Origin of the sequence: Paenibacillus etheri, assembly GCF_001012825.1 — a bacterium.
Classification (GTDB): domain Bacteria; phylum Bacillota; class Bacilli; order Paenibacillales; family Paenibacillaceae; genus Paenibacillus_AQ; species Paenibacillus_AQ etheri.
The window spans coordinates 43103-60075 of sequence record NZ_LCZJ02000017.1; the positions used below are offsets into that span (position 1 = coordinate 43103).

The following is a 16973-nucleotide window of genomic DNA, read 5'->3' on the forward strand; positions in this document are numbered from 1 at the left end:
AATTTAAATTTATAAAAACGTTTTTATTCGTAAAGGAAGATTGAATCATTATGGAAAAGGTAACCATCAAAGACGTTGCTAGAGAGGCTGGAGTATCCATTTCTACAGTTTCCAACGCACTAAATGACGTTGATGTATTAAATCCGGAGACGAAATCACATGTGCTTAAGATCGCGAAGCAATTAAATTATGTTCCAAACCTAAACGGCAAGCTCCTAAGGAACGGAAAAACTAAAATGCTAGGTTTTTTCACGACAAGTGTAGCAGGCCCTTACTTCTACAAGCTGGTGGAGTCCATGTCTCGTGAATGTGATCGGTTAGGTTATGGGTTAAATGTATTTGTTACAAAGGATAAACAAGTAATTATGAGCAATATTCTAGGCCGACGTGTGGATGGTGTCATTATCTACGAAGAGCTGAGAATAGATGAAGAAGAAATTGCTGCAATGGTGAAAGACAAGATCAAGGCTGTGTTTCTCGATCGACCGCTTAAGAATGAAACGATGGGAAGCGTGATCTTTAATTCGTTTGAATCTGCTTATGAAGCAACTAAATATTTAATAAGTCTGGGACACAAGAAAATCGCCTACATATCTGGTGTAGATGAGATGTATGACAGTGTTCAGCGGAAAGAAGGATACTTGGCCGCCTTGCGTCAATATCAGCTTCCGACGAACGAAGAGTATATTATACAAGGATATTTTGAGGAAGAGAGCACCTATAATGCTATAAAGTCTCTAGTTCATTTAAGTCCTGAAAAAATGCCTGATGCTTTTTTAGCGGGAAATGATTTGAGCGCCATTGGTTGTATTCAAGCTTTGAAATCGAATGGATATGAAGTCCCGTTGGATATAAGCGTTATGGGGTTTGACGATATTGATATCGCGCAGTACTTCTCACCGCCATTAACGACGGTAAGAAATCAAATTGCCAGACAAGGTATTCTATCCATAAATCATCTGGTTCGCATGATTCAGAAGAAGGAACAGGGCGAAATGATGAAATTGCCAGGTGAACTAATTGTACGTGGTTCTACTCAAGTGAAGATTGATCGGTACTAACGCTTTCGAGAAGGGCAACAAGATAGTATCCGATCATTTTTTAAATATAAGAAAGTATAAGTTTGCACCTATACTTTATATCTTATATTTCTCGCTTAAACGCATATCGTCCTGATAAGGACACTGAAGGCGTTTATGCTTGATAATTTTATTGCTTTTAGGAGGTTTTTTTTAAAAAGAAATAAAAACGTTTTTATTGTTTTGGGGATCATGATTTGGAGGGGAGAAGAAAAACGTGGATAAATTAGCCGTAGTGCCAGTGAACGGGAAGAATCCAATGAACAGTAAGAAACCTATGGGACAGAGGATCAAAGAATTTGTGATTGATTATAAGAGACAATGGGAGATTCAGTCCATGGTCATCCCGGGAATCATTTTTATGATTATCTTTTGTTTCATTCCGATTTACGGATTGACGATTGCTTTTAAGAGCTACACCGTAATTGACACGCTTGATACTGCGCCATGGGTTGGGCTTGATAATTTCAGAATTATTTTATCTGACAAATATTTTTGGGATGCTGTAGTCAATACCTTGGGGATCAGCTTTCTGAAATTAGCTATAGGTTTTGTTATTCCTATTATTCTATCCGTTATGATTTACGAATTAAGCGGTGGACGCTTTAAGAAAATAGTACAAACAATCTCTTATTTACCACACTTTTTGTCCTGGATCGTACTGGGCGGGATGTTGATTGCTTGGTTCTCTTCATCCGGTATGTTTAATGAGATTCTTCTGAATTTGGGGATTATTTCGAAACCGGTAAATATCTTGCTTGATGCGAACAAGTATTGGTGGATTGCAACATTATCTGATATTTGGAAAGAGGCAGGTTGGGGAACAATTTTATACTTAGCCATCATGTCCAAAATTGATCCTACTTATTATGAAGCAGCAAAAATAGATGGGGCAAGTCGTATGAGACAAATTTGGAATATTACCCTCCCTAACATGAAGCCTATTATCAGTTTAAATCTGATTCTGACTGTAAGCGGTTTATTAGGATCGAATCTGGATCAAACCTTGGTCTTGATGAATTCTCAGAACCGTGCGAAGGCAGAAGTAATTAATTCTTATGTGTATCGTATGGGGATGACGCAAGGTGACTTCTCTTATGCTACTGCTGTTGGTTTAGGTGTCTCCATCGTTTCGGTGATCCTGCTGATTAGTGCCAACAAAGTATCCAGTAAATTAAATGATAATCAATCCGTTCTGTAGAAGGAGGCATTTCTGTGAATCGTACGGTAGCTAAAGAAGATCTCGACAGTCGAATCTTTAATACCATAAATATTATCTTACTCTGTATTTGTACAGTAATTATCGTTGTTCCTTTATGGAATGTGGTCATATCCTCCTTAAGTTCAGGCAAGGCGCTCGCAGAAGGAGGATTTATATTCTGGTCTACCGATTTTTCCTTGGAGAATTATCGTGCAGTATTTAATGACGAGACGATTGGACTAGCCTTTCTAGTATCCATTGCCAAAACGTTCATCGGTGTAATTACCCACGTATTCTTTTGTGCGATGATCGGTTATGGCTTGAGTAAAAAATACATACGTGGCCGCAAGCTATACGTTGCCATGGGTGTAATCACCATGTTCTTCTCAGGTGGTATGATTCCAACGTATTTATTGATTAAATCACTCGGTCTATTGAATAGCTTTTGGGTTTATATTATCCCAGCCCTGTTCAGTTATTATGACGTAGTTATTCTAATGAACTTCTTCAGAAACGTGCCGGATTCACTTGAAGAGTCAGCCAAAATCGATGGTGCGGGTGACTGGCGTATATTCCTGAAGATTTTTATCCCTCTTTCCATGCCGGCTATGGCTACGATCGCGTTGTTTAACGGGGTTGGGCAATGGAATGACTTTATGACCACTAAATTATACATTACCGATCAAGCACTCTATCCGCTGCAGATGAAGCTCTATGAAATTATCGTTCAGTCGCAAACGCAAGCCATGCAAAATGTCGGTGGATCTGCGATTATCGAAACTACAACAAAAGGGGTTCAACTAGCAACAATTGTCATTACAACTCTGCCGATTGTTGTGATGTATCCAATATTACAGAGGTACTTTATTTCAGGAATGATGATGGGGGCGGTTAAAGAATAGGAAAATAGGTGGTTTCTTATAGAAAATACTAGTATACGTAACTGTTATTCGGAAGTGTAGCTACCCAATCAGATCTACACTTCCAGTACTTACAAAACTTTTTAGGGGGAAATAAAAGATGAATAAAGCATTTGGGAAAAAAGGACTCAAACTTTGTACTGCACTTATGGCTGTTGTATTAGTATTTACGGGTTGTGGATCAAAAGGGAATTCTGATAACTCCAGCAAAGAATTAAGCTCCATTGAAGGTCGTTATACGATTGACCCGGAAACACCAGCTTGGAAGCTCGATAAAAAAGAAGAAACTACGGATCTCACTTGGTATGTGAATGCCGATTGGTGGAACACCGATTTTGGTAAGGACCTCGTTACTAAAAAGATTAAAGAGGATCTGAACATCAATATTAAATTCATTACTGGGGACGATACGAAGTTAAATACTATTTTTGCTGGTGGCGAAATGCCCGACATGTTGACTATTTTTGATTCGAACTCACCAGTGGTACAAAAAGCCGCAACTTGGGCCCTGCCTTTGAATGATCTGGCGGATAAATATGATCCTTATTTCAATAAAGTAGCTGCAAAAGATACGATGAACTGGTTCCAACTAGTAGACGGTAAGACTTATGGCTATCCTAACTATTCTAATACTCAGAACGATTTTGACAGCGGTAACATTCCTGCTAAAACGGCATTTGTCATCCGTAAGGATGTGTACGAGGCGATTGGAAAACCAGCCATTGGAACTCCGGAAGAATTTAAAAGCGCTATGCAACAAATCAAAAAGCAGTTCCCGGACATGATTCCTTTTGGTTTTAACTCCATTGGCACAGGCACTGGCTCTTTGGGAGATGCACTACAGGACTTCATTGGTGTACCGATGGAAACAGAAAATGGTGAATTCTACAACCGTAACTTGGATGAGGATTACCTAACTTGGTTGAAAACATTAAATGAAGTCTACAGAAATGGCGACATTAGTGATGATAGTTTTGCAGATGACGGGACGGCCTTTGAAGAAAAGCTGAAATCCGGTAAATATGCAACAATGATGCTCGATGGAACACCTCAACAAAGTGGTAACCTGCAAATCTTCATGACTGAAAATCCAGGTAAAGAATATATCGCTATTGATGGACCGCAAAGCACGGCTGGACATGAGCCAACATTGAATCAGTCAGGAATTACTGGTTGGATGATCACCTATGTTACTAAAAAGGTTAAGGACCCTGCTAAAGCGATTCAAATCTACACTTATCTATTAAGTGAAGAAGGACAAAAGCTTATGAACTATGGTATTGAAGGGGAAACCTATAAAGTTAACGAAGCAGGTAAAATTGAATTCTTACCTGAAATCAAAGATCTTCAATTGAATAATGCTGATAAATTTAAAAAGGATTACCGAATGGGCGAATTCATGTTCTTTGGACATGACCGTGATAAAGCTTTGAGTAATGATGCATTCGCAGATTCTATTAAACAAATGCAAGAGTGGGGTAAAGGAAAGCTGAAACCACACTTCATTCTTGAAAACATCAACCCGGCTCAAGGTACACCAGAAGCTCGTAGTCTTTCTGCAATCGATACGAATTGGAATACTACGCTCGTGAGTATGATTCGTTCCAAGGATGATGCTACATTTGAAAGTACACTGGCTGCTTACAAAGCATTCTTGAAGGATAACAACTGGGATAAGATCGTAGAAATTCGCACTGAAAAAATGAAGAACAACAAAGAAAAACTAGGTCTTAAATAAGTAGAAGGATGGACGTGGGCCCCTTTTCCGGGGCCTTATCGTTACAGGAGTGATAAACACAGCAAAATATATAGAAAAGTGGAGGGAAACAACATGACAAAACTTAAAATTTATCAATCTACAAGGGAGAACGAATTGTTCGTAGAGCAAACGCTAGAACAATTGACTCCAATGGCTTCAGATGAGCCGGTCACTACTGTAAACCTTGATGAGAATCAAACCTTTCAGGAAATGGATGGCTTCGGGGCATCCTTTACGGATTCATCCGCATATTTGATTAACCAAGTCCTTGACAATGAACAGAAAAAAGAAGTCATGAGCAAGCTTTTTGATTCCCAAGATGGAATTGGCTTGTCCGTATTAAGAAATCCAATGGGAGCATCGGATTATGCTAGAGATATTTATAGCTATAACGATATGCCTGCTCAGGAAACCGATACAGAATTAACTCATTTCTCCATCGCACATGATGAAGCTGATATTATCCCTTTGTTACAACAAGCGCTGGAACTTAATCCTGAGATCAAGCTGATGGCTTCACCTTGGAGTGCACCAGGCTGGATGAAGACTAGCGGATCTATGATCGCCGGTGAACTTAAACATGAACATTACCAGGCTTATGCCGATTATTTTGTACGATACATTCAAGCATTTGAAGAGCACGGTCTGCCAACTTATGCGGTAACACCGCAGAACGAGCCTCTTTTTGAACCAAAGCACTATCCAAGTATGTTAATGCTGCCTGAGGCGCAAAGAGATTTCATTAAAAATTATTTGAAGCCTAGCTTCGTGAAAAACAACATCCATACAAAAATTCTCTGCTATGATCACAACTGGGATCGTCCGGATTATCCACTCACGGTGCTCGATTATGCGAAAGATGAAGTGGACGGTGTTGCCTGGCACTGGTATGGCGGGAATGCGTCAGCACAATCAGAGGTGCTGAAAGCTTTCGCGGATAAAGAAGTGCATTTCACAGAAGGTTCTGGTGGCGAATGGATTCCTCCGTTTGAACAAGCCTTCTCGAATGTCATGAGAACAGGGATTGATATTCTCAGAAATCATAGTAAATCCTTTGTCTTGTGGAATATGGCCTTAGATGAGAAGAATGGTCCAACTGTCCCGGGATTTGGTAAAAGTACTTGTCGCGGTATTGTGACGGTCAACCAAGAGACTAAGGAACTCACGTATACACTGGACTACTATGCACTGGCACACTTCAGCAAATTTATTCGTCCTAAGGCTGTACGTATTGATGCTTCCACTAATCAAGAAGTGATTCGTTCCGTAGCTTTTAAGAATACAGATCACTCTATTGCGGTTGTTCTATTCAACGATAGTGAAAAGGCTGAGAATGTAACAGTGAACTTGCAAGGTAAAGATGATTTATCGTTCCGTTTAGCCTCTAAAAGTGCCTTATCTATTTTGATTAAGTAATATGTGTATGGAGTGCTCGAATTTAGATTCGAGTACTTTTTTTTGCTGAAAAACGCATAAAAAATCAGTGTTCGTGAATCTTAAACGCATACCTATAGCGAGGAGATATGAGCATTGAATAGAAAGTTTGTGCTGACGTTGCTAGTTGTGTGTTTGATGATTACTGGTAGCTCTAGTATTTATGCGGTTAAAAGCGTGCTGCCTGTAAAGAATGAAACACCCAAATGGGCGGTGGAGCTCCATAAAAGTAAACTGCCTTCGCCACAACCGGAAAAATTTAAGAGCTACGAGCTATTAGTCAAAAACTTAAGTGAAGATACCATAGATGTAACGTTTGAGTTGTATCGACCAGTGCAAGAACCCCTTCAAGAACAAATCATCTTAACAGATCCATTTAGCTATGATATGAGACCAAATGAGACCGTTAGCTTTAGTCAATTTTTTATAAAAAATGGGGCAAAAGAATTGGAAGTCGTACTCACGTGGAATGATCAGAATAGACGTAAGCATAAGCAAAGTATTAAGTTTACGAATTTTGAATAATCGATCATAGAAACGCTAAATATTACAGGGCATATTCCAATGGGATATGCCCTTGTAGGTTTGCTGCATCCCTTGTTTTACTCTATAATGTGCTCTATATATTTTGCAGTTGAAAGGGGAGATGGGGCATAAGTACAGCTAATCGTGGAGTGAACATCGGACCTCCCCGTTTTAAAATAGCGGTACATTCGATCGTTTGGCTGGCAAAAAGCGGGAGCATCTTATCTAGTGCAATGATTGCAAGCCAAGTCAATTCACACGCTACCTTTATGCGAAGAGTGATGCAGTCTTTGGCAACTGTGGGAATCGTGGAGTCCAAGGGTGGAAGAGAAGGTGGGTACGTTCTTCTGATCTGCCGATGAGATTACATTGGGAGAGATTTATGAGGCTGTAAGAACTACGGCGGAGGAACCAGATGTGGATGGAGACTGTGGAGAAGCCGGCGAACTGCTGGACGTAGAATTAGAGAGAATTCTCTATGAAACTGAACAAAGGACGATTGAATATTTGCGACAATCTATCGGCGGAATTCTGGTTCATATTCGCGAAAAAGATTCGTTCAAAGAGACGTTTCCGATTATCCTGCTCGGCGTGTTAGCAATTATCGTATTTTTTCATCCGTCTTTCCGATCTGGCTTACTTTCCAGGGTTTAAGTAATTATCCTTGCACAATAAAAATGGCAGTTCAGTGCTGAATTTCAGCATCTGGACTGCCATTTTATGTTTCTGGTGCTTAAAGCTCAGAGGTTCTAGCGCTCTAAACGGTAGCCGCCATGAAATACAGGACCTACATATTCATTGAATGCAAATCCATTACGGATGGCTGCGGAGACAAAATCCTTAGCTTTTGCTACAGCTTCATGAACGGATAGACCGTTAGCTAAACCGCCTGTAATGGCAGCGGCAAAGGTACATCCAGCTCCATGATTGTGAGCAGGTTCGATTTTGGCTGTTTGAAATACGGTGTACTCAGAACCATCAAAGAAGACATCAATCGCTTGATCGCCCCCGAGTGCTTTGCCGCCTTTAACCACGACATTACGTGCACCTAGCTTATGAATCAGACGAGCAGCTTCTTTCATATCCTCTAGGGTAGAAAGTTTGCCAAGACCTGAAAGCACGCCAGCTTCAAACAGATTTGGTGTAACCACAGTGGCTAGTGGCAGCAGTAAATCGCGAATAGCCTCCGCGCTGTCTGGGTTCAAAACTTCATCTTCGCCTTTGCAGACCATGACCGGATCGATGACTACATTGGTCTGTAGATTTTCTTTGATCGCTTGCTCAGCAACACGCACAATTTCAACACTTCCCAGCATACCCGTCTTCATGGCATTTACTGGACCACCTGCGAAAATAGTTTTTAGCTGCTCAGCAACAATGGAGGCGTCAATTGGATAAACATTATGGTGCCAGCCGTTGTCCGGGTCCATTGTAACGATAGTTGTCAAGGCACTAAAGCCGTAGGTACCATACTCTTCAAATGTTTTTAGATCCGCTTGGATGCCTGCGCCACCACTGGAGTCGCTGCCTGCAATAGTTAGAGTTTTAATAATTTGAGTCATGGTAACGTCCCCTTTATATATGTCTGAATTTATTAACAACGCATTGCATTGATTATAACAAAAAATAGCACCTAAGTCTTTCTAAATAGCAAGTGTAGGATTCCATTTCACTAACTCTGCATATCAATAAAGAAGAAATCTTAAACATGACGCTTAGGAGGGCGAGTATGGTTACGATTAGTTTATGTATGATTGTACGCAATGAAGAAAAAAGCCTGCATAGATGTTTATCAAGCGTTGCAAGTTTAGTAGATGAAGTTATTATCGTGGATACAGGCTCGACGGATAAGACAAAAGAGATCGCATTGTCCTTCGGAGCTGTGATTTACGATTTTGAATGGATCGATAACTTTAGTGCCGCACGTAATTTTGCTTTCAGTAAAGCTACACAGGAGTACATTTTGTGGCTGGATGCGGATGATTATATAAAGGAAGCGGATCAGATTCTGTTTAAAAAGCTAAAAGAGATTCTTCCAAACCATTTCCACAGCGTAAATATGCAGTATAATCTGGCTTTTGATGAGGCGGGGAATGTTACAGCTAGCTTGCGTCGAAACCGGCTTGTTCGGCGGAGCTGTAATTTTCAATGGATTGGTCCAGTACATGAGTATCTAGAGGTAAGTGGTCCTTCTTTTAGTAGTGATGTCTGTATCACCCATGAGAAGGATAAGGAATATACCGACCGTAATTTGCGGATTTACCAAAAAAGAGTGGCTGAGGGTGAAACCTTCTCTCCAAGAGATCAGTATTATTATGCGAATGAATTACGCGATCATGCCTTGAATGAAGAGGCTTGCAAATACTACGAGATGTTTTTGGCGGGTGGGCAGGGCTGGATAGAAGATAATTTTCAAGCTTGCTTAAGGCTTGCCGAATGCCGGGAACGGCTGGGGGATAAAGACGGTGCATTTGAAGCATTATGCAGAACGTTACAGTACGATAAACCACGTTCAGAGTTCTGCTGCCGGATTGGAGCCCTTCTTCTGGAAAAGGGGCAGTTGCAACCCGCGGCATATTGGTATGAGCTTGCCATAAATCTGCCGAGGGATAACGATTCAATGGGGATGAAAAATGGGATTTTTTATACCTGGCTGCCGCATCTCCAATTGGCACTCTGTTATGATCGCCTTGGCCAACACGAGTTAGCGAATCAGCATAATGAAACGGCGCTCAGCTTTTATCCGTCCCATCCTAGCATGTTATATAATCGCAATTATTTTATTAATCTGCTTGGCGACAAATATGTAGCTTTTCAAACTTAACAAAGGTACCCCCAGTAGTCATGATTATGAAGGGTAACCCAGCGACTATGAAATGGTCGCTGGGTTACCCTCTTTTAATATACTGGATTGTATTGCTGTTCTTTTTTGTATTCGTTGGGAGGGAGCCCGACTTCTTGTTTAAACAGCTTGGAGAAATAGGAGTAGTTGTTGTATCCAACTTTATTCGCAACGGTATACACAGACATGTTCGTTGTTTCCAATAGATGCTTCGCAGCTGCGATTCGGACTTGGATGATATAGCTACCTAACGAAACACCAGTCTCTCGTTTAAATATTCTTGCCAAATAATCAGGATTGAGATAGACGATTTCGGCCAAATCATTTCGTGTCAGGTCATCACCGTAATTGGCATGAATATATTGTTTGATTTCTTCTGCGACGGATTTTGGCTGTGCAGCAAAGTCACGGTATTTCATGGCTGTAGTGACTAGATATTCTAGATATTCCTCCATATCCTCGATCGAATCCAAAGAGTGCATGAATAATCTATCATTTGTTTTGCCTGAGTATAATTTGTGTGAACGTATCCCCTTCAGGTTGAGAAATGAATAAACCAGCTGAACTACTTCCAAGCGGAACAAGCTAAGGACAGAAGTCTCAAGGGTCCTGTTGTTAAGCATAACCTTTAAATATTTCGTAACTTCCTCAAGAAAAATAATGAATTGATTCTGGTTCAGCAGCTCTTCCAAAGAGGAAAGATCCGGTGGCGTGTAGCCTGTTTTATTTTGATAGAGATAAGCTTCCACTAAAAAGGTCTGGTTTCTGCATCTCGTAATTTCCTCATCCATGCGCAGGGATTGTTTCAGTACATTCCCCACATTATTCAGTTTATCGTATAAACCAATATTGCAGCAGACATCACACTTTAAATAAGGATTCGCCTTTTGAATAAAGGAAGAGCATAATTCTTCAAGTAACGGTGGGTCCGGTGTCTGGTTCCATTTTAATATGGCGATCCAGTTATAATCTTTGTATTCCAGAATGCTCTCAATAGTAAAGCAAGAATTCTGAAACAATTCGTATAATACATTCAGCAGCGCAAAATCAAAAAGATCCTTCTCTTCTTTTCCCATGCTGCCGTTGTATGGAAATAAGTTGAAGATCAAAGGCTGCAGAGTATCGCTCATTTGATAGGAGAGGTTCTGTTCTTTAATGGCATATGTGATGTCAGTTAATTTAATTGGAAATGATGTGCTCCCACTAACCAGTTTACGCCAAAAATGCTCGAGAATTTTCGCCTGATTTTTTTGCCAAAAGTAACCGCTCTGAATGGCCTTTTCGTTTCGTTGCTGCTCTTTTGCCTGTGTGACAGCCTTTAGGATAATCAGCATCAGCTTATCAAATTCGATGGGCTTCAGAAAATATTCAAAGCTTTGCAATTCAATCGCTTTCTGTGCATAGTTGAAATCCGCATAATTGGTAAGAAGAATCGTCTGGATACTATAATTCCCCTCGCGAATCCATGCCAGTAGTTCAAGTCCGCTACCCTGAGGCATTTCAATATCCGAAATCAGAATTTGAATAGAATGCTTTTCTATTATTTCACGCGCCTGAGCGACATTATTTGCTGTATAGACAGTATCAATGTGTAACGATTCCCAAACTATTCTCTTTTGCAATGCGGCAATAACATAAAAGTCATCATCAACAAGCAGTACATTCATAGTTAGCTCTCCATTCATTTAGATTTTTTAGGAAGCTCCGGAAGAGATAAGATTACACTAGCGCCGCCGCTCTCCAAATTGGAGAAGGTGATGGTTGCTCTTTTTAAATAGAGGTATTCCAGTCTTTTAAGCGTATTCATAATGCCGATATGCATACCTTCGCTTTGATCCAAGGGCTCTCCAAGATTAAGCTTCTCTAACACTTGCGGTGGAAAACCGGGTCCGGTGTCTGTGAGCTGAATAACGAGCATGTCTTCCTCTTCAATCCGTAATCGTTGGACTGTAAGTCTGATCTCTACTTCATGTTCTCGTGAAATCGCATATTTAATTGAATTTTCAATGAAGGTTTGCAGCACTAACGGTGGGATTTCTACATGGCTTGCCTGATCCTCTTGCTCAATATAGTAAATAAATGCATCCTGATAACGTTGCTTTTGAATCTCCAGATAGGTTCGGACATGCTCGATTTCATCCTCCAGCCGGACAAAATTTTCGCCATTTTGAAAAATATAACGGAAGTATTTGGATGTAGACAACGTCATATTCTCAATTTCTTTATACATTTCAATTTGGGCCATGCTATAGATGCTAGTCAGACAATTCAAGAAGAAGTGGGGCTTGATCTGTAGCTTCATATAATCCAGCTGTATCCGCTGCTTCTCCAGTTCCTGTTCGTACATAGTGATTTTGAAGGTTTTAATTTGTTCAACTAAACCTTTAAACTGTGTGTTTGCCTGTTCCAGCTCTATAATCTCACTGCTTTTGAAATCTGCAGGCTGCCCTGCCTCATTAATGAAAGCAAGGTTCTCAGAGAAGCTTTGAATCGGCCCCAGCACTCTTTTTTTGAAAAAAAGCAGAACGATGCATAAAGTGGAGGTCACAATGAAGAACAGTAGCATTATAAGCAGCTGAGCAATCATGATTTTTTCGAATATGCCATATTTAATGACCATTTTGGTGCTGAAATTTGTGTCTGAGAAGGCGCTGTTGATTGTTGTACGCGATTGTAAAAGATTTGAGAATCCCCCATCTTCTGTTATCAGCTTTCCGCTGTTCGATATGGGACTAGTTAAAGGCTGTTCATTCTCATCCACTAGAGAAACATAACCATTGGCACCTAGATTAATTTGGCGTAGAGGACGGATCAGATTATCAGCGGAGATTAGTCCGATTAAATAACGATTGTAATAGGGAACGATGTTAATCACATAGTAGTGGTTGTTTACAAGAATTGGCGTCCATTTGGAGTAAAACTTCTCATACATCTCCTTATCATCAATATAAGAAATAATCTTCGTTTTGAGCACCCTGTAATCCGTATAGGTTACGCTGATCGGTGCACAGTTTAAAAAAAAGTTCTCATTTTTCAAATAGTAGAAAAAGTTGTATTCATGTCCGTAGTTTTTTTGCAGCTCGGTAAAGCGTTTATTAAGATTACCATTTGCCTTTAAGAACTCGATACTGTTGACCCCGTAGGTATTCATCGCAAGCAAGCTCTCATCGTTTCCAAGCGTCCAGCCCATGTAGTGATTAATGTAGGCAAAATCATGATTAATACGATTGATGTAGAGTGCCGCGGTATCCTGCAAATTTCGAGTGGACTGCTGCTTCACAATGGAAATGGAAGCGATGCTGATCGCTAAATCCAGAATAAGGACTGTGAACGAAACCAACATCATGACTTTAATATAATGACGAATGGGGTACGTTTTGTGTTCCGCTGTTTTTTTGGTCATAAAATCATTATAAAACCTCTGCGTGAAAAAAACATAAGAACTCGATAGTGTTTTACCTCAAAGTCCGGAAAGCACATGTAGAAGTCGGAATACTGTTATGAAATCTCTCAAAGTAAAGTTTTGATTTTTGTAAGCGAATTTAAAGGTCTGGATAACCATCTTAAAGCGTCCGGAATACAAAAAAATAAGAAGTTAATATAAAGCTATTCAGATGCACTTTAATAAATTGAAATGGGGGATTAAGAGATGAGTCAACACAGGAATAAAAAGACTGCAAAGAAATGGACGGTGGGTCTGCTAGCGGCGGCGATGGTATTTGGAATTGCTGGCTGCGGCGGAAAAGACGGGAATAATGCAGCGACTAGTGAGACGAGCAGTTACAACAAAGAAGGTCTGCCGATTGTTAATGAGCCTGTGACACTTAAGGTGTTAACGGTTCGTTGGGGAAGCATGGGAGACACGTTTACGCAGAACCAATGGATGAAGGATCTGGAAAAAAATACGAATGTAAAAATTGAATGGCAGGTTATGTCCTCCAATGACTGGGCCGAACAGAAGTCCATAATGCTGGCTAGCGGTACTCTTCCAGATATTATCCTAGGAAATCAAACCTTCGGAGATTCTGATATCGTTAATAATCTAAGCTATTTCCGCCCGTTAGATGATTATATTGAGAAAAATATGCCAAATCTTAAAGCTGCCATGGAAGAAACACCTGAAATGAAAAAAATCAGCACCTTTCCTGACGGCAAAATTTACTCTCTGCCAACAAGGCTTCCATCGCGTCCAAAAAGCTCTCGCCAGCCTGTGATTAACAAAACCTGGTTGGATAAGTTGGGTTTGAAGGTACCCGAGACGATTGATGAGCTTTACAACGTGCTAAAAGCTTTCAAAGAACAGGACCCGAATGGCAACGGAAAGAAAGATGAAATTCCTTTTATTGAAATCGGTAATGACCTAATCAGTCCCTTCGGAATTGCGGACTTGAACAACAACAACATGTTAATCAAGGACGGAAAAGCGATATATTTCCCTGTTTCGGAGGAGTTCAAAGAAGGTCTTAAATGGGAAAACAAATTGTATGCGGAAGGTTTGCTGGATAAAGAGGTATTCACACAGGATGACACAATGAGATCAGCGAAGTTCCAAAATCCGGATGCTCCTATTGTGGGCTTTACTTACCAGTGGACCCCGGATGCTGTATTTGGTAAATGGAGCGATCAATATGTGACGATTCCGCCGATTACCGGACCGGATGGTAAACGTTATACGATCGGGAATCCAATTGGGATGAGTCTTAATCGCAATGAACTGCTGATTACTACTTCGAGTAAGTATCCAGAGGTTGCTGCGCGTTGGGCAGATCAGTTCTACACGAACGAAGCGAGCATTCAGAATTTCTGGGGTGCGATTGGAACGGTAATTAAGAAGAATGATGACAGCACCTATACATTGATGGATCCACCTGCTGGAACCAGCGCAGATGCCTGGTACTGGGATCAGTCTCTTCGAGATTTCGGACCGAAATATGTGAGCCCGTCCTTTGAACAGAAAATCGTTCTTAATCCTGAAAGTGGAGATGGGCTGAAGCTGCAGCTAGATAAGCTGGGTAGTGAATATGTAACAGAGCCTTTCCCTAACGTTATGTACACCTCCGAGGAGTTCGAAGAGCTGCCAACCTTGACCACGGATATCGATGGTTATGTGAATACAATGCGCGCCCAATTTATTAGCAAAGGCGGAATTGATGAAGGCTGGGAGGATTATGTCAAGCAGCTTAATAAAATGGGACTTGAAAAATTAATTAAGATTCGCACAGATGCTTACAGTCGTTATATGAGTGTGAAATAACCTATTCGTCTTTCGAAAAAGGTGCTGCCCTGCATAAATCTGCAGGGTAGCATTCTCTATTTAATAAGGAGGGGATGTCATGAAATCTGATCCAATTCAATTCAGTCGGAAATTCGGACAAATCAAACAAAACTGGGGTCTGTATACTTTGCTTTTTCCTGCAGTAGTCCTTACGTTATTATTCTCATATAAACCAATGTATGGGGTGCTTATTGCCTTTAAGGATTATAGCCCGGCGTTAGGAATAGGCGGAAGCCCATGGGCTGGATTCAAATACTTCGAGAAGTTCTTTAATTCCTATCAATTTTCAGCAACGATTAAGAATACGCTAGTCATCAGTGTGTATAGTCTGATTACGTTTCCGATTCCGATTATGCTTGCGCTGATGGTTAACCAGATGAGGCCAAACCGTTTTAGACGTTTTTTCCAGACGATATCTTATATGCCACACTTTATCTCCACGGTAGTTATGGTGGGCTTAATGATGATTCTGTTCTCACCTAGCACCGGACTGCTCGGCAATATGTATAGTCTTTTTGGAAAAGAAGCACCTGATCTAATGGGCTCTGCCGGGTTATTCAGCAGTGTGTACGTCTGGTCGGATGTGTGGCAGCATGTCGGCTGGGACAGTATTATCTTTATTGCTGCGCTCTCTGCTGTTGACCCTAGCTTGTACGAGGCTGCCACCGTGGATGGCGCAAGTCGGATGCATAAAATCCGTTATATCGATATTCCGATGTTGATGCCAACAGCGATAACATTGCTTATCTTGCGGGTCGGAGGACTGCTTGGGGTTGGATTTGAGAAGGTATATCTGATGCAGAATGATCTAAACATCACCTCCAGCGAAATTCTTTCCACATATGTTTACAAGATTGGCTTGCTCAGCAGTCAGTACAGCTTTTCATCAGCGATCAATCTGTTCAACACTGTTATTAACTTTATTTTATTAATTATGGTCAATCAGATTTCCAAAAAATTAAGTGAAAATAGCTTGTGGTAGAAGGGAGGAGAATTGAAATGGGAGTATTAGAAACAGCACCTAAAGGGAATGCAGGAAAAATAAAGAAGAATCGCTCATCAGATACTATAATGGAAATTGTAATGTATGTAATATCGGCCACTTTTTTAGTCATCTTGATTTATCCGCTGTATTTTATCGTCATTGCTTCGTTCAGTGATCCTTCCGCGGTAGCAGGAGGTCAGGTTTGGTTATTTCCTAAAGGGTTTACATTTGATGGTTATAAAGAGCTGCTTCGTCATGAGAACATTTGGATCGGATATTGGAACACCATCCTGTACACGGTGGTTGGGACTGCAATTGGTTTAGTTATAAATATCTCAGCAGCCTATGCGTTGTCAAGAAAAGACCTTGTCGGTCGGAAATATATATCACTGTTTTTCATCTTTACGATGTTTTTTAACGGGGGATTGATTCCGACTTTTCTAACGATTCGTGATTTTCATCTATATGATACTTTTTTGGTTATGGTACTGCCTTTCTCTGTAGGGGTCTTTAATATTATTGTGGCACGTACTTTTTTTCAGACGAGTATTCCGGGAGATTTATGGGAAGCCGCTCAAATTGATGGTTGTGGCAATCTCCGTTATTTTGCTCAGATTGTTTTACCGCTGTCGAAGGCAATTATTGCAGTACTTGGATTATGGATCGCCGTGGGCTACTGGAATTCATATTTTAATGCCTTGATCTATTTAAAAAATCCAAACATGTATCCTCTACAGCTAATACTTCGAAATATTCTGATCACTAATCAGATGCAGTCTGGTATGGGAACCGGTGAAGCTGCACAAATTGCACTACGTCTCGCTAATATGATGCGGTATTCTGTTATTATCGTGGCAACAGTTCCGATCATGTGTGTGTATCCTTTTGTACAGAAGTACTTTAATCAAGGGGTAATGATCGGTGCAGTGAAGGAATAATCACATTATCATTCT

General features: G+C 40.6%; 15 protein-coding genes. 12 read left to right on the top strand and 3 right to left on the bottom strand.

Annotated elements, in window-relative coordinates:
* Positions 1–50: 50 nt before the first annotated feature.
* The 8 genes from UQ64_RS05125 (at position 51) to UQ64_RS32000 (ending at position 7572) form a co-directional block, all read left to right on the top strand.
* On the top strand, positions 51–1061 hold the full coding sequence (locus tag UQ64_RS05125; RefSeq protein ID WP_060622425.1) for a LacI family DNA-binding transcriptional regulator: 1011 nt from the start codon (positions 51–53) through the stop codon (positions 1059–1061).
* Between the two features lie 277 nt (positions 1062–1338).
* Positions 1339–2280, top strand: a complete 942-nt coding sequence (locus UQ64_RS05130) for an ABC transporter permease (protein ID WP_060622488.1) — start codon at positions 1339–1341, stop codon at positions 2278–2280.
* A gap of 14 nt (positions 2281–2294) precedes the next feature.
* Entirely contained in the window at positions 2295–3182 is an 888-nt protein-coding gene (locus UQ64_RS05135) for a carbohydrate ABC transporter permease (RefSeq protein ID WP_060622426.1), read from the top strand.
* Between the two features lie 118 nt (positions 3183–3300).
* The gene (locus tag UQ64_RS05140) at positions 3301–4938 is read left to right on the top strand and encodes a type 2 periplasmic-binding domain-containing protein (RefSeq protein ID WP_060622427.1); all 1638 of its coding nucleotides are present in this window, start codon (positions 3301–3303) and stop codon (positions 4936–4938) included.
* 93 nt (positions 4939–5031) lie between these two features.
* Positions 5032–6375 carry a glycoside hydrolase family 30 protein gene (locus UQ64_RS05145; RefSeq protein ID WP_060622428.1) on the top strand — a complete coding sequence of 448 codons (1344 nt, stop codon included), beginning with the start codon at positions 5032–5034 and terminating at the stop codon, positions 6373–6375.
* A 114-nt stretch (positions 6376–6489) separates the two neighbouring features.
* Positions 6490–6918 (top strand): hypothetical protein, encoded by a 429-nt coding sequence (locus UQ64_RS05150; RefSeq protein ID WP_060622429.1) that lies wholly within the window; start codon positions 6490–6492, stop codon positions 6916–6918.
* Between the two features lie 149 nt (positions 6919–7067).
* A complete protein-coding gene (locus UQ64_RS31995; RefSeq protein ID WP_245237859.1) occupies positions 7068–7280 on the top strand; it encodes an Rrf2 family transcriptional regulator in 213 nt (70 codons plus the stop codon).
* Positions 7281–7287: 7 nt separating this feature from the next.
* A complete protein-coding gene (locus tag UQ64_RS32000; RefSeq protein ID WP_245237860.1) occupies positions 7288–7572 on the top strand; it encodes a hypothetical protein in 285 nt (94 codons plus the stop codon).
* Positions 7573–7667: 95 nt separating this feature from the next.
* Here the strand turns inward: UQ64_RS32000 and thiD are convergent, their stop codons facing one another.
* A complete protein-coding gene (thiD, locus tag UQ64_RS05160; RefSeq protein ID WP_042126537.1) occupies positions 7668–8480 on the bottom strand; it encodes a bifunctional hydroxymethylpyrimidine kinase/phosphomethylpyrimidine kinase in 813 nt (270 codons plus the stop codon).
* A 167-nt stretch (positions 8481–8647) separates the two neighbouring features.
* On the opposite strand from thiD, the gene UQ64_RS05165 reads away from it, so the two are divergent.
* Positions 8648–9742, top strand: a complete 1095-nt coding sequence (locus tag UQ64_RS05165) for a glycosyltransferase family 2 protein (protein WP_060622430.1) — start codon at positions 8648–8650, stop codon at positions 9740–9742.
* Between the two features lie 74 nt (positions 9743–9816).
* On the opposite strand, the gene UQ64_RS05170 is transcribed toward UQ64_RS05165, so the two are convergent.
* Both UQ64_RS05170 and UQ64_RS05175 read right to left on the bottom strand, forming a co-directional pair.
* Positions 9817–11427 carry a response regulator transcription factor gene (locus tag UQ64_RS05170; RefSeq protein WP_060622431.1) on the bottom strand — a complete coding sequence of 537 codons (1611 nt, stop codon included), beginning with the start codon at positions 11425–11427 and terminating at the stop codon, positions 9817–9819.
* Positions 11428–11441: 14 nt separating this feature from the next.
* Entirely contained in the window at positions 11442–13163 is a 1722-nt protein-coding gene (locus UQ64_RS05175; RefSeq protein WP_060622432.1) for a sensor histidine kinase, read from the bottom strand.
* Between the two features lie 246 nt (positions 13164–13409).
* Between UQ64_RS05175 and UQ64_RS05180 the strand changes: the two genes are divergently transcribed.
* From UQ64_RS05180 to UQ64_RS05190, 3 genes are all read left to right on the top strand, one after another.
* Positions 13410–15014: an extracellular solute-binding protein gene (locus tag UQ64_RS05180; protein ID WP_060622433.1), complete on the top strand. Its 1605-nt coding sequence runs from the start codon at positions 13410–13412 to the stop codon at positions 15012–15014.
* Between the two features lie 79 nt (positions 15015–15093).
* Complete coding sequence (locus tag UQ64_RS05185; RefSeq protein ID WP_060622434.1) at positions 15094–16017, top strand: ABC transporter permease; 924 nt, start codon at positions 15094–15096, stop codon at positions 16015–16017.
* A gap of 17 nt (positions 16018–16034) precedes the next feature.
* Positions 16035–16958, top strand: a complete 924-nt coding sequence (locus UQ64_RS05190; protein WP_060622435.1) for a carbohydrate ABC transporter permease — start codon at positions 16035–16037, stop codon at positions 16956–16958.
* Positions 16959–16973: the final 15 nt, after the last annotated feature.